This is a genomic window from Hyphomicrobium methylovorum (assembly GCF_013626205.1).
GTDB lineage: Bacteria > Pseudomonadota > Alphaproteobacteria > Rhizobiales > Hyphomicrobiaceae > Hyphomicrobium_B > Hyphomicrobium_B methylovorum.
In genome coordinates, this window is record NZ_QHJE01000001.1 from 2,480,545 (window position 1) to 2,501,045 (window position 20,501).

Consider the following 20,501-nt stretch of genomic DNA (forward strand, 5'->3'; position numbering starts at 1 on the left):
TGTGTGAATTGGTGGCGTCAGAATTTACGACGCCAGCAACGCGTTGAGGTAGGAGTCGATCGTGGCATTGTAGCCCGCATCCACTCCAAACAGCGCCAGATGTCCCCAATCCGAAGACACGAGCTTCAGTTCGCTGTTCGGTATCAGGCGTTGTTCGGCCCGGATGTCAGCTAACGAGAAGAAGAGATCTTCTTCAATGGCGATGACCGCGACCTTTGCAGTTATCTTTGCCAATGCCGCTTCAAGGCTGCCGCGACCGTTGAGCGTGACGTCGCCGTTCTGCCATTTGTTGAGCATCAGCAGAAGATTGTTCGCATCCTGAGGAAGGAAATGCGCTTCGACAAAATTCGTGACGAAATCGTTTGCCGATGTAAATCCGAGGCCGCGCCAACCTTCCATAGTGAAAAGTTTTGCCGTGAAGCCGGATGCTGCAAATAGATGCGCGTGCCGCTTCAGGCCGCGATGTACAGCGGATGAATCGCTATACATGCCGCCTCTCCAAGCGGGATCGCTGGTGATCGCTTCTTTGAACGTCTGCACGAGCAACTTGTTATGCGACGAGCATTTCGCTGTTCCTGCGATTGGAGCGGCGCGCTTGACGACATCGGGATATGCAACGGCCCATTCGTATGTCTGTTGGGCTCCCATGGAGCCGCCGAGAACGAGCTCCAGCTTGGAAATTCCAAAGTGCTCCGTAACCAGCTTGTGCTGAGCCCGCACATCGTCGGCGATAGAAACAGCGGGAAACGCGCCGGCGTTCATGGGCGAGGGAGTGTTCTGCGGCGACGTCGACAAGCCATTGCCGAGCTGGTTTGGAATGATGATGAAATACTTGCTTGGATCGAGCGCACGTCCAGGGCCGATGTAGGCCTGTTCAATGATTTTCGACGTGCCCGAGTACCAGGTCGGAAATAGGATGGCGTTGTCTTTGAGAGGTGAAAGCGTGCCGAACGTCGCGTAAGCCAATTGCGCATTGCGAAGGCGCAAACCACTATCGAGATCGAAATTGCCGAGATCATACAGAGAATAGGGACCGTGGATATTCTGGGAATAATATGGGTTATGGTCCATTATTCCGATCTCCGATCGTTGTTATTGTTCAGGTGAGGCCCCAGAGGGACAGCCGATTTTATTTTCCCTAGGATGATCGTTATAAGAAATTCGTCGATTTGAAAAGCTCCAAGATCGTTGCGAAGATGTCCGCCAGACGGGCTCGGATTGCGGGGGCTAAAACCTCACAAAATGTGCTTGGTTTGGGCGTTTTTACGTGTAATCGACGCGTAATGCCCTCGTCTTGACCAGAGACGGGTGGATGCCGTTTTATAGCGAATAGAAGATCGCGTGCGATTGCTAAACGATAGGAGCGTTTAGGTGATCATTTGCTCATGCACCGTCATATCCGATCTGGATATAGAAGCGGCTGTCGCCGAAATCATGAGCGCCGGACCGGGCGTTATTCCGACGCCTGGCGTTGTATTCCGCCATTTGAATAAGCGGATGCAATGTTGTTCATGCGCGCCACTTTCCGTGGCAGCGATTTATAAGGCAATGGATCAACTCGCCCGCGACACTCGAATTTCCCCATATGTTCTTGCCGAAGCAAGAGCGAAGCTCATCCGGTTTGAATTGCGCCAGGAAGATCGTCGGCGTCATAAATCGGAGATGGAGCAAAGTCAGAGACGCGCCGTCGCGTAATTGGCTGAGCGGGCGCGGTTTTAGCGAACAACCATGTTCAGCGTGGACGCTTAGCGATTTTTTCCAGTTCGTCCAAGTCACCAATGAAGAAAGCGGAGCGCCGATTCAGTAGGCGGTTCGCGGCAGCTAATTCTAAAAACCGCCGCGTATGAGTTCGTGCGGGCTCAATCGCTGCTTAGTCTGACAGCCTCGCGATGGACGAAGGGCGACAATGCCAAGGGCGTCGGCCAGCACTTCAGCGCGTCGCTCTCCTCGGTCAAGTTTGACCACAGCTGCGAGAAGAGTTGCGGCGAGATCGTTGAAGGCTTGCCGACTACGAAATATTCAAGCGCAACAGGTCGTCCCTTTTGAACGAGGGGGATGGCCACCTGGTTAAATCCGGACAGCTTCGACGCTGGCAGAATTCCGCATGCAAGACTGAGAGATGCGAACTCTTGGATCGCGGAATAGCTGCTTGCTTCGCCAGCGTATCGTTTTAGTTCGAGGTTTTTTGCGTCGAATAGCTTTGTAATTTGACGTGTAAGTCCGCAGCTGTCGGGAACGAGAACAAACGCTTCCGATGCGATGTCCTCGATCGAGACTGACGTGGTGCCTCGCCATTTGGCGCAGTCATCGGTTTTCGGCAGGAAAACCAATGGATCTTGATCCATCGAAGGCCAAGTGACATCGCCTGAGGCCTGAAGATCGCCGTCATGCGGTGCGATCGCAATGTCGATAAGACCGCGGCCTATAAACTTAACGAGACTGTCGAGATCGACTTCCCGAAAAATGATATCAACCGCGGGGTGGCTTGTTCTGAGCGGCGCGATGATCTTTGACGCGCGCGCGATGCCGACGATCGGCGATACGCCGACCTGGAGCGAGACGGCGTCTCTGACGTGATGGCTTTTCGACAGCACTTTTAGATCTTCGAACAGCGAAAGGATTTCGAGGATCGTTGGTAAGAGCTGTTTGCCGTATGGCGTCAGGTTCATCGTTCGCGTTGTGCGACGGAAAAGGCGGTGGCCGAATTCAGCTTCGAGCTGGGCGAGACCGTTCGAGAGAGTTGGCTGGGTTACAGCACAACGGGCGGCGGCCGCGACGAAGCTACCGTTGTCGACCAGAGCTTTGACATATCTCAGCTGCTGCAAATTCATGGTGTTCTCCCATCCATAGGGATGCGTCATGAAGTGCAAAGTAGAAACCCCGGGAGATCACGTGCTCGAATACGTACAGGTCCGATCTATGAATAGTTATTTTCAAATATTATCAATCGGATAGGCTCGCTTCTCGGGCCGGCGCACTACGTCTTTCTAGCTATATTTTTTACGCGGTGAGCGCTGTCCGGAACTCAGTTTGGGATGGTTTTTTCTTGCTGCAGTGCGAAGAGCACAGCCCATTCGCCGGGAAATGTGCTGGGTGCTTGGAGGCGGGACGGTATGCCTAGCGCGGCGACTCAGTCCCTCGAGCGAATGCTAAAGAGCCGTTTGAGCGTCCGTTTCGGCAAGATCAAAGACGTTCCGTTGGCGTCATATTGTCATCCGCGCGCCGCGACATCGATGCCTGTTACACGCGTGATAAATTCAAAAATCCCTATGTTTCCGGTGATTTTGAAGCCGGTTCGGGCGCCGGCGCGCGCACTCATAGCGTCGGGAAATATCTACATTCTCAAAAAAAATTCTGACTCCAAATCTGGATGAATTAGCGTGTCCGGTCAGAATAAATCTGAGATCGATTACTTGGTGGGATTTGCACTTGCAACTTAATGGAACGAATGCGCGTGCGCAGAGCATCCTTCTGGTCGATGACCAGCCGGTTGTCGCGTTGGGCTGTCAGGAAGTTTTTCGCGCAGACAACGAATTTTCAATCGTACATGCTTCCAGCATCGCTGAGGCGCGCGTGGCGATTAAGAACATTCGTCCGAAGATCATTATACTGGATGTCCATCTTTCGGATGGTTCCGGCTTCGATCTGATGAGAGAAATTCGGCGGAAGAATTCATTCGCCAGAGTTATTGTCTTCTCTGCGAGCGAGTGTCCGTTGGTGGCGGCGCATGCTCTTGAATGCGGGGCGACAGGCTATGTCTCCAAGAACTGCAGCGCGGAAGATTTGCTTGAAGCGGTGAGAGCTGTTGCGCGCAACGAAGTTTGGCTAAGCGAAAAAATGATGTTGTCGGTCGCGCTGTTGAAGATCGGCATCAACAAAAACGAGGGTGCTTTAAGCGCGCGCCACACGGATATTCTACGATATCTGGTGCAGGATAAGGATCTGACGGAGATCGCGACGATAATTTCGCTTTCCTATCGCGCTTTGGTGTTGGAGTGCATTCGTCTTGGCAATCGATTTGGCGTGAGATCGCTCATGGAGTTGCGACGAATAAGTACTGAGCTGCGGATCGTTTAACCCGGCACATCTAAAAGGGCCCCAGATCGAAATGCGATTTGGGGCCTTTTTTATTGGACTTGCAAGACCTGTTCTGGCTCAGAATTCTTCGCCGCGTGTCCCAGCAACTTGGGTGAGTTAGGGCGTTTCTTTTCGGGTGAAGGTCGACTTTTGAAGCATCTCGGCAAGGAGCTCCCAGAAGAAATTCTTTCCGGGGTATCCGATCATGCGGCCAACTTCTTTATCGTTCTCGACGAGGAGGAACGTCGGCGTGATCGTGACTGGCTTGGTTATGTAGCTAGGCAACGGTCCGCGTATGTCGATTTGCCGGAGAGGTGCGAAATGTCCTTCTTCGGATTTCGGATATGCTATGCCGATTTCCTCGTCCCAGAGAATGCACCAGTAGCAACCGATCTGCCGTACCATGATGAGTTCGGCTGCGGTGGCGTCGCGTGGAGACATTGCGCAAAGCGCAACCAAAATACTCGCGAAGAACCAGCGCATGCGATCAACTCGGCTTAGATGCGGATGACGCTTCTGGCGCTATTTGTTGACCGGGCTTTTGGGGTCGAACAGGTAAGCCAGAACGTCCTTGATTTGCTGTTCGGAAAGAAATCCATGAACACCAAATCGTGGCATGTTTGAACACGCGAAGCTTGCCTGGGAATTGTAGAGCTTGGCAAATGTTTCTTTTGTCGCTTCTGCCGTGAAGTTATGGTTTTTACCGTACTCGGCAAGGCTAGGTCCAAGCGATCCAAAAGACATTTCGGTCTTGGCCATTTCGTGGCAAGCGTAGCAGTTCCCTCCGCGCGCCGCATCTGGAGCGTCGCTGAACTGTCCGCCACGCCCACTTTGCGCGATTTTCTCGCCTTCCTTCCAATCGCCGAGATAGTTTCCGTCCTTCGGGTAGACGATCGTTGCCAACTCTCGCGCTCGGATTGACGCCGCGACGTCTTCCGGTGGCTCGTTGCGGAAGCGTGAGCAAAGGAGCTGTGTCTCGTCCTGCTGCAGACGCTTCTTCCACTCAGGGTCGGCATGCGCCCACATCTCTTGAACGGTCGCGTTGAGGCGTTCGTTCGATTCTGCGGGTGCTACGCTTTTGCTGTCTTGGGCGGCAATCGATGCGACGCCTGCGAAGACGGCGCCGAGGGCTAAAACCGCAGCCAATAGGGTTCTATTAGCGCTTGATTGACGGAACATTGATCGGCCCACCATCGGCTTGCTTAGTCAAATACATCATGAGTGCGGTTAGCCCAGCAGAGCCATATTCAGGCGGGGGCATACGCATCTGGCGATAGCAATCCCAAAGACGATTCTGCATCGTCCGGGTTTGACTTTGAGACACGCGGTACGTGGGCCAGGAGCCCATCGTGTCGCTTGCGTCTTTGCCAGGCTTGGAAAGATTAGGCAGCTGCGTGGTGCGAATTTTTGCACCGTCGGCGCTGTGGCAGGTAGCGCAGGAAAAATCGAGAAGCGATCCTCGCCGGTAGAAGAGTTCTTCGCCAAGCGCGTATGCTTGTTTTTCCTGCGGATGGTCGAGGGGAATGTGGAATGTCTTGCCGCTCGACTTGTTCGCGATGTACGCGACCAGATCTTCCATGTCAGAGGTCACGGCCGGCGCGCTGAATTTGCGCGAAAGAACATCGGCTGTGTCTAGTCCCTGCACGTTTTTCATGCACCAGAGAAGGCGCTGCTCGAGATCCATGACCTGATCAGCGTCGGCGAAGTAGCGTGGAAGCTCGGCATAAGCGCCCTCGAGCACGCCTGGTCCCTTGCCGAGGTCGCAGGTTTCGAGCGACACGTTCTTCGTGCCGCGCGCTAACGCCCATAGGGCTTCTCCACGGTCGACATTCAGAAAAGCTGGATTGGCCATCGGGTCATTGATCATTTCCCGATAGCGCTGGATCTCGTCACCTGAATCGGCGGAACTCAGTCCTGCTCCCAGGCAGCTGAGGACGAGCATTGCTGCTCCGAAGCCAATGATGCGGGAGCGCGTCTTCGTTTGTTTCTGCACCGGTGTCCCAACACTGTATCATGATGCAATTAGCCGATACTCGACCGGCGCTACCGGAATAGTCTCGCCTCACTCGTGTTTTCAAATAGTGATTTTGAATAGCATCATTTTGCAAATGAATATGTGTTTGACGTCAAACCGCACTACTGTTTCCCGAGGCGGACCATGCTCTCGCGAAGAGAGTGAGGCAGCGCACTTTTTCGATCGGTACAAGCTTTCTAATTGGATGTCAGGCTATGCGCGTCGGTATCATTGTTGGATTGTTGATGGCCTTGGTGGCCTCATCTGCATCGGCCGCTACGGGCAGTCAGCCGAACGGCGAGGCAGACGGAGCGCGTTCGAACACCGCCGCTAAACTAACAGTTCTTTTCGATGCAATCGGAAATCGCGCAGACTTGCGTAAGGACTGGGGCTATGCCGCGCTGGTTGAGGTCGGTGGCCGTCGAATTCTTTTCGATACCGGAAACGATGCGGCGGTCCTCGCGCACAACACCAAAGCACTGGGTGTCGATCTCGGGAAGTTGGATTTCGTCGTCATCTCGCACCGGCATGGTGATCATACGACTGGGCTGAGCCATGTCCTCTCGGTCAATCCCGGCGTCAAGATCTATGCGCCCGAAGAGAAGTTCGGCGTCTTCGGCTCATCGCTGCCAGCAACGTTTCTTCGCCCCGAGCCGCGGCTTCCGAAAGACTCTCAGTATTTCGGAGGCACGCCACCGGAGCGCATGACGTTTGGCAAGGCATGGCCCGAAGCCAACATCACGTTGATCGACAAGACGACGGAAATTGCTCCCGGCGTCCACCTGATTTCTCTCGTGTCTGACAAGCCGGGGACGCTCGAATTGCGAGAGCTATCACTCGCGATTGAAACTCCAGACGGGATTGTGCTGGTGGTGGGCTGTTCGCATCCCGGCATCGACCGCATTGTCGAGGTCGCGAAAACGATCAACCCCAAGATACATCTCATCGCGGGTGGTCTACACCTCGTTACGAGTTCCGATGCGGAGATCGCATCTCAGGTCGCCGCGCTGAACGATAAGTTTCATGTTGCGTGGATAGCGGCCGGTCATTGCACCGGTGAGCCAGCCTTCATGGCGCTGATGGATCGTTTTGGCGATCGCAACATCTATGCTGGCGTTGGGGCGACGATCGGGCTCGGAAGTAATCCGAGGGCGGAGGGATTATCGACCGTGCGCCATGCGATGGCGACAGGCGAACTCCAGACGTATCGGCAGGCTATGCGGGATAACCTCATTCGCTTCGGTCGCCGTCCGAGCGCCGATGTTCATAATGGGTCTGGACAGTAGGCGCTCCCGCGCTGCGGTAAGTTGCTAACCATACGCAGGGTCGGGAAACGCCGCTCGCTTTGGCGTGGCGAGCGGCTCGAATCCAATTTCCGTTCGGCGAATACGGTCTCATTTCAATTTATTGGAATTATAAATGAGTGACGCTGGGGCCGTCGCGGTCATGGCGTGGCTTCATGCCCTTGTATCTGCGTGCAGGCATTGCACAGCAAGGCCTTCTCAGCGTTCCGATGCATCCGTCCTGAACACGTAGGTCCGGAGGGGGGCGTAGGTAGAACCCGCAGAGATAAATTCGCAATAAAAATATCCCTTCGGATCGCGACGCCAGTATTGTTGAGCAACTTTTGTAGCGCTGGAAATTCCTTCCGCATCGCGCTCACCGCAGGTCATTTCCGAAAGGTGGGCTGGCGGTTTGCCGGCGCGCACAAGTCGTTCGTACGACGACGAATAACAATCCGGCCGTGAAGAGGAAACAAGTGGTGCCGAAAATTCGAGCTTTGAATGAACCGCGGAGCCGTCGCGAAATTTTGGGCGGAACTATAGCTGCTCTCGCGTTGGTGGCCGTTCCGGGTGGTCAGTTGCTGGCCTCGACAGCCGAGGTCGATGAGCTGATCCAGAAGCTGGCTGGCGGGAAGAAGGTCCAGGACGGACGCATCACGCTGGATCTTCCGAGCATCGCTGAAAACGGCTTGGTCGTTCCGCTGAACTTCTCGGTCGAAAGCCCGATGACGGCAGATGACTACGTCAAGTCGGTCCACTTCTTCGCTGACGGAAATCCCAATCCGCAACTCGCCGATTACACCTTTACGCCGCTGGCCCCCAAGGCGTCGGCTCAGTTGAGAATTCGGCTTGCGAAAACGCAGAATATTTCGGCAGTGGCCGTCATGTCGAATGGCGATGTCTACGCCACCAAGAAGGAAGTCAAAGTGACGATCGGCGGCTGCGGCGGCTGAGGTTTAGAACAGTCACCACGTTGGAAACACCAGGGATATACGACTATGGCTTCTAAGGTTACGCCGCGCGTGCGGATGCCGGCTACTGCAAAGGCTGGCGAAATTATCGAAGTCAAGACGCTGATCAGCCACGAGATGGAAAGTGGTCAGCGCAAGGATGCAGCGGGCAAGCTCATTCCTCGCCACATCATCAATAAGTTCACGGCGACCTTTAACGGTCAGGAGATCCTGAGTGCCGATTGGCATCCGGCGATCTCTGCAAACCCGTATCAATCGTTCCCCGTGAGAGCGACGGAAACCGGAACGTTTGTCTTCACGTGGTTCGATGACGATGGCTCGGTCTACAAATCCGAGCACAAAGTCGAAGTTTCTTGATGCATTCGGCAGCTGAAGAGAAGGGTTGGCGGATCGCTCTATGACAATCTCGCGTCGTGAATTCTTTGTAGCTGCGACGGCAATGGCGACGCTGGCGGCTGGGAGCGGCGTTCCGCTCGGTCGCCTCGCCGCCGAAGGCCGTCTCTCGCAGGACGATCTTTTATCGTTCGATCCTGTCGGCAACGTTACGCTGATCCATCTCACCGATATTCATGCGCAGCTCGTTCCGATTTATTTCCGGGAACCTTCGGCCAATTTCGGTGTCGGTGCTGCTCGGGGACAGGTGCCCCACATCACGGGTGCCGAATTTCGAAAGGCCTTCCGTTTGTCGGAAGGTTCGGCGCTCGCTTATGCTTTGACGTCGGATGATTTCGACAGCCTAGCGCGCGTTTACGGCCGGATGGGTGGCCTGGATCGAATCGCAACGGTCGTTAAGGCGATCCGTGCAGAGCGCGGAGATCGAACGCTGCTATTGGATGGTGGAGACACCTGGACCAATAGCTGGTCGTCCTTCCAGAGCAAGGGGCAGGACATGGTGGACGCCATGTCGTTGCTGAAGCCTGATGCCATGACCGGGCATTGGGAGTTCACGCTCGGAGAGGCGCGCGTTCGCGAGATCGTGGACAAGCTCGGCTTCCCGTTCCTGGCTCAGAACGTTCGCGACAACGAGTTCGAGGAAAAGGTTTTCGAAGCCTCGCATATCTTTGAGCGCGGCGGAGTGAAGATCGGCGTTATCGGCCAAGCCTTCCCATATACACCTATCGCCAATCCGCGTTGGATGATCCCGAATTGGGCGTTCGGCATCAGAGAGCGTGAGCTTGCGGAAGAGGTCGAGAAAATTCGCGCGGATGGCGCGGATATTGTCGTTCTGCTTTCCCACAATGGCTTTGACGTCGATCGCAAGCTGGCCGAACGCGTGCCGGGTATCGATGTCGTTCTCTCGGGTCATACGCATGATGCGGTTCCCGAGGTTACGGTCATCGGCAAGACGCTGCTGGTTGCGACTGGCTCGAACGGAAAGTTCGTGTCGCGTCTCGATCTCGATGTGCAGTCGAAGAAGATCGCCGCCTTCCGCTATCGGCTTATTCCCATCTTCTCCGATGCGATAACGCCCGATCCGGAAATGAAGGCGCAAATCGAAAAAGTGCGCGAGCCTTACATGAAGGATCTCACGCGCGTTCTGGGTAAGACCGACGGATTCCTCTATCGGCGCGGAAATTTCAGCGGGACGTTAGATACGCTGATTTGTGACGCGATCCTTGAAGAACGCGACGTCGAGATTTCATTGTCGCCTGGCGTTCGTTGGGGGCCGAGCTTGTTGCCGGATTCTCCGATCACATTCGAGGATGTGACCAACGCAACGGCGATGAGCTATCCCGCTTGCTATCGCATGACGATGACCGGCGAGCGCCTCAAAGAGGTGTTCGAGGATGTTGCCGACAACATCTTCAATCCGGATCCGTACTTCCAGCAGGGCGGCGACATGGTTCGCTCTGGCGGCCTCAAGTACACGATTGATATTTCGCAGCCCATCGGCAAGCGGATTTCAAACATGACTCTTGCGCGAAACGGGGAAGCGCTGGAGCCCTCGAAAGAATACACGATTGCTGGTTGGGCTAGCGTCAATGAGGGGACCGAAGGCCCGCCGATTTGGGATGTCGTATCCAACTACATCTCGAAGAAGAAAGTCGTGAGCGTCAATCCCGGCATGGCCGTTGATGTCAAAGGTGTATGAGAGCGAACGAATGGCAGACGATAATTCGCCGGTTGAAAAAATAAGCACACGCCGACAGTTTCTTGGCGCCGCTGGAATGACGGGCGCAATGCTCGCAGTGGGACACAAGGCTGCTGTTGCTGCCGAAACGGCAGCAGCGCCAGTTAATCCCGATGTTCTACCGCCGCATGTAGCGGACTGGTCGAAGAGTTTAGGGCCAGGCGTTGCCGACTTTCCGTATGGAAAGCCTTCGAAGTTCGAAGCGCATGTCGTTCGTCGTGACGTCGAGTGGCTTACGGCCTCTCGGCAGAGCTCGGTCAACTTCACCCCATGGCATGACCTCGACGGCATCATCACGCCGAACGGTCTCTGCTTTGAGCGCCATCATGGCGGTGCGGCTGAGATCGATCCCAACGAACATCGCTTGATGATTCATGGCCTCGTGGAGAGGCCGCTTATCTTCGCGATGAGCGACATCTTGCGGATGCCGCGAGTCAATCGCGTCTTCTTCCTTGAATGCGCGGCTAACAGCGGAATGGAGTGGCGCGGTGCGCAGCTCAATGGCTGCCAGTTCACGCACGGCATGATTCACAACGTCATGTATACGGGCGTGCCGCTGAGAGTTCTTCTCGAGGAGGCCGGCGTGAAGCCGACCGCCAAGTGGCTGCTCGTGGAAGGCGGCGACGCGGCGGGAATGAACAGATCTCTGCCGCTCGAAAAGGCGCTCGACGATTGCTTGCTGGCGTTCAAGATGAACGGAGAAGCGCTGCGTCCGGAGCAAGGTTATCCGCTCCGTCTCGTCGTGCCGGGTTGGGAAGGCAATATCTGGATCAAGTGGATTCGTCGCATCGAAGTCGGCGACAAGCCGTGGTTCGCCCGAGAGGAAACGTCGAAATACACCGACCTCATGGCGGATGGCCGCGCACGCCGCTTTACGTTCGTGATGGATGCGAAGTCGGTCATTACAAACCCGTCTCCGCAGGCTCCGCTTCGTTTCCGCGGACGCAATGTGCTTACGGGTATCGCTTGGTCTGGCCGAGGCAAGATCACTCGGGTCGACGTTACGTTGGACGGTGGACGCAACTGGCGCGAAGCTCGGATCGATGGTCCGGTGTTCGATCGCTCGGTAACGCGCTTCTATGTCGATTTCGACTGGCAGGGAGAAGAGCTTCTGATCCAGTCGCGCTGTCACGACGAGACTGGCTATCTGCAGCCGACCAAAAATGAGCTGCGAGCTATCCGCGGCGTCAACTCGATCTACCACAACAATGGCATTCAGACGTGGCTGGTCCGTGCCAATGGAGAAACCGAAAATGTGGAGGTTTCCTAAGGTGCGTACACGTCGTTTGAAAGAGATTGCATGCGCGTTCGCTGTGGCGGGTGCGTTTGGTCTGAGCGGCAGCATTGCTGGGCATGCCGGGGAACGTCTCGGGCTCGGCGTTCCTGCCACCCCAGAGCAGATCGCCGGGTGGGACATCGATGTGCGACCTGACGGAGTTGGGCTGCCTCCCGGAAAGGGAACAGCGACCGCGGGCGAAGCCATCTTCCTTGATCACTGTGCCGCGTGCCACGGTGATTTCGCAGAAGGCCGCGATAAGTGGCCCGTGCTCGCTGGCGGGCTTGGTTCTCTTAAAGCGGATCGACCTGAGAAGACGATCGGCTCGTACTGGCCGGCCGCGTCGACAGTCTTTGACTACATCAAGCGCGCGATGCCGTTCGGAAATGCGCAGTCACTTTCCGACGACGACGTATATGCGCTGACCGCATTTCTTCTCAACATGAACGAGGTCATCAAAGACCCCGATTTCGAACTCAACCAGAAAAATTTCTCGACGATCGTGATGCCGAACGAGGGCGGTTTCTACGATGACGATCGCGAAACGGCCGAGCGTCAGTTCTGGAATGCAAAGGCCTGCATGAAAGACTGCAAAACCGATGTCAAGGTCACTGCCACCGCGGCAGTTCTGGATGTGACTCCGGACTCAAAAACCGGACCACACGTCGACTGAGGGGGAATCCATCACCCGAAGTCGGAAATACAAGAAAAGACGGCAAAAAAATCAGAAAAAGGGAATGCACATGTCAATCACGCGTCGTCAGTTTACGGCAGGGATGGGCCAGGCCGCAGTGTTGGCCTCGATGGGGCTGAGCGCACCTGCGCTGGGAAATAGCAAAGCGAAAGTCGTCGTGATCGGCGGCGGCGCAGGCGGCGCGACCGCTGCGAAGTATATTTCCAAAGGCGGGAACGGTGCCGTCGACGTTACGCTGATCGAAGCGTCGAAGTCTTACATCACATGCTTCCATTCCAACCTCGTGCTTGGCGGCATGAAGACGATGGAAAATATTACGCATTCGTACGATGCGCTTGGTAGCAAGTATGGCATCAAGCTTGTTCATCAGCATGCGGCTGGAATCGATAGAAATGCCCGTCGCATCAGCCTCGCTGACGGTTCGACGGTTGAATATGATGCGCTTGTTCTTTCTCCCGGCATCGACCTCAAGTACGACAGCGTGCCCGGCTGGTCGAAAGCCGATGAAGAGAAAATGCCCCACGGCTGGAAGGCCGGTCCTCAAACACTTCTTTTGAAGCAGATGCTCGACGCGACGCCGGATGGCGGAGTGATCGTCATGCTTGCGCCGCCGAACCCTTATCGTTGCCCGCCGGGACCTTATGAACGCGTTTCGATGATGGCGCACACGCTGAAGCGCGCGGGCAAGACGAAATGCAAGATCATTATTCTCGATCCCAAGGACAAGTTTTCCAAGCAAGCTCTCTTCTTGGAGGGATGGGAAAAGCATTATCCCAAAATGGTCGAGTGGCTCGGCAAGGATATCTACGAGAAGATCGTAAAGGTCGATCCGTCGACCAACACGGTCGAGACCTCGTTTGAGACCTACAAGAATGCGGCTCTGGTCAACGTGATCCCGGCACAGATGGCCGGTGCGATTGCGCGCGACGCGGGTCTCGCAGACGAAACGGGATTTTGCCCGGTCAATCCGGAGACGATGCAGTCGAAGATGGATCCCAACATCTACGTCATCGGCGATGCATGCGGTGGCGGTGACATGCCGAAGTCAGCGTTTGGAGCAAACAGCCAAGCGAAAGTCGCTGTCGCTGCAATTTGTGAAAAATATGCAGGCGCCGCACATCGTGAGACCAGCTTTAACAACATCTGCTGGAGCATAATCGACGATGGTGACGCTGTGAAAGTCGGCGGGCGTTACATCCCGCAGGACGGAAAAATTGCGTCGGCATCTTCGTTCATCTCAAAGACCGGTGAGGATGCTGGAGTTCGCAAAATGACTCTGGATGAAAACCTGGGTTGGTATGACGCCATGATCGGAGACACGTTCCTCTGATTTCCGACCGGACAAGACATCTGGACGCCTAGCGATCCGTGCTCTCCGGAGCTCGGATCGTCCCGGCGGGGTCGGCATTTCTTGTTTGGACGGTTGCCCCTTGGGTCTAACGAATCCCGTCTGCCGTGCGGCCCAAGGGGATTCTTTATTGGTCTTATGTTTCGCAGCGGGAGCATTCATTGCTTATGCACCATCGGTTCCAGGCCGCACATGGAGCTGATGGGAAGCTGAAATTCGGGATTTCGTAGGTATTCGATTCAGCAACAAAGGTGAGATGTCATGAAAGCGAACGTCGGGAGCTGGGATCGCTCATTACGGATTGCTATCGGGATCGCGCTGCTCGCCCTCGTATTCGTCGGACCCAAAAGCCTCTGGGGCCTTCTTGGGCTTGTCCCTCTGATAACCGGATTGGCTCGTTTTTGTCCGGCTTATGGTGCCATGGGTGTGTCGACGTGTGGTTATCACGCAGATTAATTGGACGAGAGAGAGCGTATACTTCCAAGATCTGAGTTTCGTCTGGACGACTTAACATGATTCCGCACACGGTCGATCTTTCCATCCGGCCCGACATCAAAGCCTTTTTCGACGAGAAGACGAATACTGTAAGCTACGTTGTAAAAGATCCGGCATCCAAGGCGTGCGCCGTTGTCGATAGCGTGATGGATTTTGATCATGCTGGCGGGCGCATCTCGTATGAGTCTGCTGACAAGATCATTGAATACATTAAACGCGAAGACCTCACGCTTCAGTGGCTGATCGAAACACACGTGCATGCCGATCATCTCTCGGCCGCGCCGTATATCCAGCAGAAGCTTGGCGGCAAGATCGGCATCGGCGAGAACATCAAGCGCGTGCAAGATGTTTTCGGGAAGGTCTTCAACGAAGGTAGTGAATTCCAACGTGACGGCAGCCAGTTTGATCGCCTCTTCAAAGACGGGGATACGTATCAGATCGGTGGCATGACGGCGTTTGCGATGTCGACGCCAGGACATACGCCTGCCTGTATGGTGCACGTCGTCGGCGATGCGGCTTTGGTCGGCGACACGCTGTTCATGCCGGACGGCGGTACAGCCCGCGCCGATTTTCCTGGCGGCGATGCGCGGATTCTCTATCGATCGATCAAGCGGGTTTTGGAGTTGCCGCCGGAGATGCGGCTCTTCATGTGTCACGACTACGGTCCGGGCGGACGCCCGATCCGCTGGGAGACGACCGTCGCGGAAGAGCGCGCCAGCAATATCCATGTTCGGGATGAACTCACGGAAGACGACTTCGTGAAGATGCGCGAAGAGCGCGATAAGACGCTCTCTCTTCCGAAGCTCATCATCCCTTCGATCCAAGTCAATATGAAGGGTGGAAACCTGCCGGCGCCCGATGAGCAGGGGAAGCGCCACCTTAAGATTCCGATCAACGAGCTTTGATATTCAGCATCTTTCCCATCAACGGGGTTTACAGAAATGACCGCCAAAAAACTTTCCAACGACGTTTCCGTTTCCGCACAAATCATACCGTCAGAAGTTGCGGAGTTTGCGTCTCAGGGCTTCAAATCCATCATCTGCAATCGCCCCGATAAAGAGGGCGCAGATCAGGCTCTCTTTTCGGAAATCGAGGCGGCTGCGAAATCCAGCGGATTGTCTGCGCGGTATATCCCGGTGATGACCGGAAAGATCACCGATCAAGACGTCGAGAAATTTGCGGCTGCGATGGCTGAATTGCCGAAGCCCGTTTTGGCGTACTGTAGAAGCGGAACACGCTCGGCAACGATGTGGGCAATTGTCGAAGGCGCGCACCGGCCGCCGGCGGAAATTCTGAGTGCTGCGAAAGCCGTCGGATACGATGTTTCGGGTGTTGTGACCCGCCTCTCCAGCAAGGGCAAAATCGATCTGGAGCACCCGTCCGCGGTCCACGACATCGTCATTATCGGTGGCGGATCGGCTGGATCGGCGGTTGCGGCGAGCTTGTTGCATCGCCGGGGAGACCTGGACATTGCGATCATCGATCCCGCTGAAACGCATTATTATCAGCCCGGCTGGACGTTGGTCGGTGGCGGCGTTTTTAAGAAAGAGCAGACGGCGAAAAGAATGGCGACCGTCTTGCCGAGCAAAGTCACGTGGATCAAAGCCGCAGTTACGGCGTTCGAGCCGGATGCGAATAGCGTCATCGTCGAAGGCGGTGGCGTCGTGCGCTATAGCCAACTCGTCGTATGCCCTGGCATCAAACTGAATTGGGCTGGTGTCGAAGGGCTGCCGGAAACGCTTGGCAAGAACGGCGTCACCTCGAACTACCGTTACGATCTGGCGCCCTACACTTGGGAGTTGGTTCGCAATCTGCAGAAGGGGCGCGCGCTCTTCACGCAGCCGCCAATGCCGATCAAATGCGCCGGCGCGCCGCAGAAGGCGATGTATCTTTCAGCGGATCATTGGCTCAGAACGAAGCGGCTCAACAATATTGACGTCGAGTTCTACAACGCTGGCGGCGTTCTCTTCGGCGTTGCAGACTACGTTCCGGCGTTGATGGAGTACGTGAAGCGCTACAACGCGAAGCTCAAGTTCAGCCATACGCTGACGGCAATCGACGGACCGGCGCATAAGGCGTGGTTCAAAAAGACGGGACCGGACGGAAGCTCGGAAACGGTCGAAACGTCGTTCGACATGATCCACGTTTGTCCGCCTCAGACCGCTCCGGATTTCGTCAGGTCGAGCCCGCTTGCAGACGCAGCAGGTTGGGTGGATGTTGATCCGGCCACGCTGAAGCACAAGAAATATTCGAACATCTTCAGCTTGGGAGATGCTGCGAATACGCCGAATGCGAAAACGGCGGCTGCAGCGCGCAAGCAGGCTCCGGTCGTGGCAGAGAACATTCTGTTCGACAAGGGAATGAGCCCTGCTGAGTGCGCGTACGATGGCTACGGTTCATGTCCGCTAACGGTTGAACGCGGCAAGATCGTTCTCGCTGAGTTCTGCTACGGCGGAAAAGTTTCGCCGTCGTTCCCGAGCTTCATCATCGATGGCAAGCAGCCATCACGCGCCGCGTGGCTTCTTAAAGAGCGGGTTCTTCCGCCGCTCTATTGGAACGCAATGCTGAAAGGTCGCGAGTGGATGGCGCGGCCCAAGGCTAAAGCGTGAATTTTATTCAGGACTTTCTTGCTACCGGCAGCGGGGTGCTCGTCGGCTTTACGCTCGGGCTGATTGGGGGCGGCGGGTCGATTCTCGCCGTTCCCCTGCTCGTCTATGTTGTCGGCGTCACTAGCCCGCATGTTGCGATCGGAACGAGTGCCGTCGCGGTTGCGGTGAGTGCTTTGGCCAATCTCGTTGGTCACGCTCGAGCTCAGCGTGTGAAGTGGCGGTGCGCACTTGTCTTCGCCGCGGCGGGTACTGCTGGAGCAGCTCTCGGCTCGACGTTCGGGAAGCAATTCGATGGCGAACGTCTCCTTACGTTGTTTGGAGTGCTGATGATCGTCATTGCCGGGCTCATGTTTTGGAAAGGCGATCAGTCCGGAAATCCTGATGTCCGTTTGACGCGTTCCACCGCGCGTCATCTCATGCCGCTGCTCATCGCTTACGGCGTCGGTGTGGGTGCGCTTGCGGGGTTCTTCGGGATCGGTGGCGGATTTCTAGTGGTGCCTGGCCTTGTGGCCGCGACGGGAATGCCTCTCATTTTTGCGATCGGGTCGTCGCTTGTTTCCGTCTTTGCTTTTGGAATGACGACGGCGACGAACTACGCGCTTTCCGGATTGATCGATTGGGTCTTGGTTGCGTGCTTTATCGGCGGCGGTCTTGTCGGCGGAATTGGCGGCCAGGTTCTTGCTCGGAAAATGTCGGAAAAGAAGCGAGCTCTTTCGACAATATTTGCCATTATCGTGGCGATGGTCGGAGCCTACGTTGTGTGGCGCGGTCTCTCGGCGTAACGGCTGCGCCAGCCCGATGCGCAATCTCAAAATCCAAAATCGATGCTCCAGGTGGGCTATGTTTGCTTAGGCAGCACGCGCGAGCGCTTGCTTGAAGTTCTGCATCGCGTCGCGCGCACATGAAGTGAGAACCGGGACAACGGTTGGCTCTGAAGCGATCCCAATCATGCGGAAATAAAAAAAAGACCCCGAAATAATTCGGGGTCTAAGGAGGCGCTGGAAAGTCGTCCGCAGGGAGGTAAACTGTGAAGATCTGTCAGCGTAATTCAGACAATGCCCCGGATTTTGATTTGCCTAAAGACGATTTCATTGCGGTGGAAGCTGCGCATTAATTCGCTCTTTTTGGCGCGTTTATACGTAGCTTTGCGGGTGTCGCAATGCGTAAGCACTTCCTGCGTATTCGGGCGCTGAATTAATTCGTAATGCCGTCTGAATATAATCATTCAGGACGTGGCCGTGGGACTGCCTTCGCTCAATTCCGATAGCTAATGGCAGCGCCGTCAATCTGGCTATGTAAAGCCGTGCTGTAGCGTGCCGCGTAAAGCGCGTCAGGCAGTGTTCTCCATCAAAGTACACCGACGTCGCGACGTCCTATGTCGCCGATCAGCGTGCGGAGCGTTGTGCGGGGAACATGGCCGCCTTCAGAGATCGACAAATCGATTGGTAAGTTGAGGGAATGGGAATGAAGACTTCTTGAAAGACGCCATGCTGGATTTCGAACTTAATGACGTAAGCCGATGGAGTGCCATCCGGGCTCGTAATTTCGGCCGGGCCAACTTGAAGATCGTAAATCGCATCCTTGACGAACTGAAGCGTTTCGCTGGCAGCGGCGTTGGTGTTCTGGCGCATGCGTCACCTTTCCGGTGGTTACTCGAAGACTGTTCGTTCCTCTCGCCGCAGACGTTTGCGAAAGGCGTTGGGCGTTTCGACGGAGCGAAATCTCACGGCATTTGAAGTTTCATGTCATGAGCCGATCGCGCCCTGAATTCAATCGCGCTGAGCGGTAAGCGTTATAAAAACTGAAGCGTCAAATTCGCGGCAATACCGGATCAAACTTCCGCTTCAACGTACGCTCCTTGCCTCCGCTATCTACATATTTGAAGTCATCATCATGTGTAGCGAGCGTTCCTCATTCTAATCGACGCGAACGCACTTCGCATTAGGCGACGCATTGCTCCCGCGTGGATTACCGAAAAATAATAAGAGATTTGATTGCGGAGATTTTGCCCGTGCTGATGAGCAGCTGACTGTAAGCGCTAGGGAATGCTCATACAAAAATTGCCCGAAGCGATGAGCTTCGGGCAACTTAAGATCGACGGAAAGGTAGAACTTTTAGTCTGGTGGTGAATTAGAAGGAGATCAGAGCGCCGGCGACGACTTCAGTGAAATCCTTCGTATCCAGGCCGCCCGTAAGCGACCGGGGAAGATCTTCTGTAAGAACGCGTGTCCGGAGCCAAACCTGCATTGCTGCAGCGTCGATGTCCTGCACAACGCCACCGCCATAGAACGTCTGGCTGGCACCGGCGGCGTGGTTGCCGTCTTTGTCGTAGATGCCGTTAGACGCATGGAGGTATTCGGCGTAGGGCCGGGTCGTGCCGAGCGAGGTCAGCTTAAGCTTGATACCAGCCTTGGCGTAATAGACGTCGTTGGATTCGTATCCTTCGCTGTCCATATGGCCCCACTGGAAGTTGCCCCAGATACCTGTCGGGACGTTCTCGAGGTAACCAGCCAACTGGAGATAACGAGAATCAGGCGACCATTGCGGGCCAGCGCCAACCGGCGGCGTGACCAGGTTTCTGTCGTTCGTTCCCGAGTAAGAAGCAACGCCCTTCACGAGGAAGTCGCCCCAGGTCTGGGTGTAGTAGCCGGTAACACCCCACTCGTCGTCTTCGCCCCACGAGGCGACGACTTGGAAGCCGGAGAGAACGGGCGAGTCATAGCGGACTTGGTTGCGTGGTGAGCCTACGCAGTCAGCGGCACCGCCGCCCCAGCCATGGCACTGGCCACCGGCAGCACCTTTGCCACCACCCCAAGTGAAGTTCGAATAGGAACCGTCGCTCAAGCGAATTCCGAAGTTCCAGGCATCGTACGTCACCCAGTAGGCGGCCGCCGTGGTCCCAGAAAGATCGGAGTTGAATGCGGCGTTGTCGCCTGCGGGGCTCTGCTTACCGACTGCGATACGACCGTAGGTGTCGCTCTTCAAGAACCAGTAAGATTCTTCTGCAAACACGCTGTTGGCATCTGCGGACGTCGAATGATTTTGATCGATGGAGTAGAGGTTATTGTCACGCAATTCGATGCGCATGAAATAACCAGCCGTCAGGCCAGGCGAGATTTGCGCCGAACCCGTGAACTGCACGTTGCTTGCGTAGTTGGTGCCAAGGCCGACGACATAGGTGTTCTGTTCGACGCCGTCGTCCCACCACATAACCTGCTCCGACACCCAGCCGGTGACCGTCAGAGAAACCTTACGGTTGCCCTTGCGTGCCGTCGTGGCTTCAAGCTCAGCGATTCGTTCTTCGAGGTCCGCGCAGCAGTTACCCCCGAGGTCGGCCGCCGAAACCTGACTTGCACCAAATCCGCTGATCAATGTTCCGGTCGCTAATGCGACCATTGCGGCACTCGATGTACTTATCTTCTTTTTCATAGATCCCCCGATCGAGACTCTTAGCTTTGTTAGTACGTTTGTTGAGTGTGCAACTCAGTATTTTATTGCCCATTAGGTGAGGTGACGATCGATTAAGCGAAACAAATCAAATAAGTGCAGATCGATTCGGTTCTCTCTCCGTGCGTTCTCATTAGCATGCGGATGAAATCCGAT

The 20,501-nt window shown here is 55.5% G+C and carries 19 protein-coding genes; 12 read left to right on the forward strand and 7 right to left on the reverse strand.

Annotated elements, in window-relative coordinates; translation table 11 throughout:
- Positions 1 to 24: 24 nt before the first annotated feature.
- Both DLM45_RS11980 and DLM45_RS11990 read right to left on the reverse strand, forming a co-directional pair.
- Entirely contained in the window at positions 25 to 1,071 is a 1,047-nt protein-coding gene (locus DLM45_RS11980) for an alpha/beta fold hydrolase (protein WP_181337333.1), read from the reverse strand.
- A 788-nt stretch (positions 1,072 to 1,859) separates the two neighbouring features.
- On the reverse strand, positions 1,860 to 2,831 hold the full coding sequence (locus DLM45_RS11990) for a LysR family transcriptional regulator (protein ID WP_181337335.1): 972 nt from the start codon (positions 2,829 to 2,831) through the stop codon (positions 1,860 to 1,862).
- A gap of 598 nt (positions 2,832 to 3,429) precedes the next feature.
- Here DLM45_RS11990 and DLM45_RS11995 point away from each other — a divergent pair.
- Positions 3,430 to 4,077 (forward strand): response regulator, encoded by a 648-nt coding sequence (locus DLM45_RS11995; protein WP_181337336.1) that lies wholly within the window; start codon positions 3,430 to 3,432, stop codon positions 4,075 to 4,077.
- 117 nt (positions 4,078 to 4,194) lie between these two features.
- On the opposite strand, the gene DLM45_RS12000 is transcribed toward DLM45_RS11995, so the two are convergent.
- From DLM45_RS12000 to soxA, 3 genes are read right to left on the reverse strand one after another with little or no spacing between them, the layout of a single operon-like run.
- Positions 4,195 to 4,560 carry a thioredoxin domain-containing protein gene (locus DLM45_RS12000; protein ID WP_181337337.1) on the reverse strand — a complete coding sequence of 122 codons (366 nt, stop codon included), beginning with the start codon at positions 4,558 to 4,560 and terminating at the stop codon, positions 4,195 to 4,197.
- 39 nt (positions 4,561 to 4,599) lie between these two features.
- Positions 4,600 to 5,223 (reverse strand): sulfur oxidation c-type cytochrome SoxX, encoded by a 624-nt coding sequence (gene soxX, locus DLM45_RS12005; protein ID WP_246317349.1) that lies wholly within the window; start codon positions 5,221 to 5,223, stop codon positions 4,600 to 4,602.
- Between the two features lie 10 nt (positions 5,224 to 5,233).
- On the reverse strand, positions 5,234 to 6,019 hold the full coding sequence (soxA, locus tag DLM45_RS12010; RefSeq protein WP_181337339.1) for a sulfur oxidation c-type cytochrome SoxA: 786 nt from the start codon (positions 6,017 to 6,019) through the stop codon (positions 5,234 to 5,236).
- Positions 6,020 to 6,306: 287 nt separating this feature from the next.
- Between soxA and DLM45_RS12015 the strand changes: the two genes are divergently transcribed.
- The 11 genes from DLM45_RS12015 (at position 6,307) to DLM45_RS12065 (ending at position 17,680) form a co-directional block, all read left to right on the forward strand.
- Positions 6,307 to 7,377 (forward strand): MBL fold metallo-hydrolase, encoded by a 1,071-nt coding sequence (locus DLM45_RS12015; RefSeq protein ID WP_246317350.1) that lies wholly within the window; start codon positions 6,307 to 6,309, stop codon positions 7,375 to 7,377.
- Between the two features lie 476 nt (positions 7,378 to 7,853).
- On the forward strand, positions 7,854 to 8,327 hold the full coding sequence (soxY, locus tag DLM45_RS12020; protein ID WP_425485207.1) for a thiosulfate oxidation carrier protein SoxY: 474 nt from the start codon (positions 7,854 to 7,856) through the stop codon (positions 8,325 to 8,327).
- Between the two features lie 45 nt (positions 8,328 to 8,372).
- Entirely contained in the window at positions 8,373 to 8,702 is a 330-nt protein-coding gene (gene soxZ / locus DLM45_RS12025; protein WP_181337340.1) for a thiosulfate oxidation carrier complex protein SoxZ, read from the forward strand.
- A 40-nt stretch (positions 8,703 to 8,742) separates the two neighbouring features.
- On the forward strand, positions 8,743 to 10,437 hold the full coding sequence (soxB, locus tag DLM45_RS12030) for a thiosulfohydrolase SoxB (protein ID WP_181337341.1): 1,695 nt from the start codon (positions 8,743 to 8,745) through the stop codon (positions 10,435 to 10,437).
- 10 nt (positions 10,438 to 10,447) lie between these two features.
- Positions 10,448 to 11,746, forward strand: coding sequence for a sulfite dehydrogenase (gene soxC, locus DLM45_RS12035; RefSeq protein ID WP_181337342.1), 1,299 nt, complete (start codon positions 10,448 to 10,450; stop codon positions 11,744 to 11,746).
- Between the two features lies 1 nt (position 11,747).
- Entirely contained in the window at positions 11,748 to 12,425 is a 678-nt protein-coding gene (locus tag DLM45_RS12040; protein WP_343062294.1) for a c-type cytochrome, read from the forward strand.
- A 70-nt stretch (positions 12,426 to 12,495) separates the two neighbouring features.
- On the forward strand, positions 12,496 to 13,776 hold the full coding sequence (locus DLM45_RS12045; RefSeq protein WP_181337344.1) for an NAD(P)/FAD-dependent oxidoreductase: 1,281 nt from the start codon (positions 12,496 to 12,498) through the stop codon (positions 13,774 to 13,776).
- Between the two features lie 279 nt (positions 13,777 to 14,055).
- On the forward strand, positions 14,056 to 14,250 hold the full coding sequence (locus DLM45_RS12050) for a YgaP family membrane protein (RefSeq protein ID WP_181337345.1): 195 nt from the start codon (positions 14,056 to 14,058) through the stop codon (positions 14,248 to 14,250).
- Between the two features lie 56 nt (positions 14,251 to 14,306).
- Positions 14,307 to 15,194, forward strand: a complete 888-nt coding sequence (locus DLM45_RS12055; RefSeq protein ID WP_181337346.1) for an MBL fold metallo-hydrolase — start codon at positions 14,307 to 14,309, stop codon at positions 15,192 to 15,194.
- 36 nt (positions 15,195 to 15,230) lie between these two features.
- The gene (locus DLM45_RS12060; RefSeq protein ID WP_181337347.1) at positions 15,231 to 16,898 is read left to right on the forward strand and encodes a bifunctional protein tyrosine phosphatase family protein/NAD(P)/FAD-dependent oxidoreductase; all 1,668 of its coding nucleotides are present in this window, start codon (positions 15,231 to 15,233) and stop codon (positions 16,896 to 16,898) included.
- Complete coding sequence (locus tag DLM45_RS12065; protein ID WP_181337348.1) at positions 16,895 to 17,680, forward strand: TSUP family transporter; 786 nt, start codon at positions 16,895 to 16,897, stop codon at positions 17,678 to 17,680. The genes DLM45_RS12060 and DLM45_RS12065 overlap by 4 nt, the downstream gene beginning before the upstream one ends.
- Before the next feature lie 603 nt (positions 17,681 to 18,283).
- Here DLM45_RS12065 and DLM45_RS12070 read toward each other — a convergent pair.
- Both DLM45_RS12070 and DLM45_RS12075 read right to left on the reverse strand, forming a co-directional pair.
- Positions 18,284 to 18,529, reverse strand: a complete 246-nt coding sequence (locus DLM45_RS12070; protein WP_181337349.1) for a hypothetical protein — start codon at positions 18,527 to 18,529, stop codon at positions 18,284 to 18,286.
- Between the two features lie 499 nt (positions 18,530 to 19,028).
- Positions 19,029 to 20,327 (reverse strand): porin family protein, encoded by a 1,299-nt coding sequence (locus tag DLM45_RS12075; RefSeq protein WP_246317352.1) that lies wholly within the window; start codon positions 20,325 to 20,327, stop codon positions 19,029 to 19,031.
- Between the last annotated feature and the right edge of the window lie 174 nt (positions 20,328 to 20,501).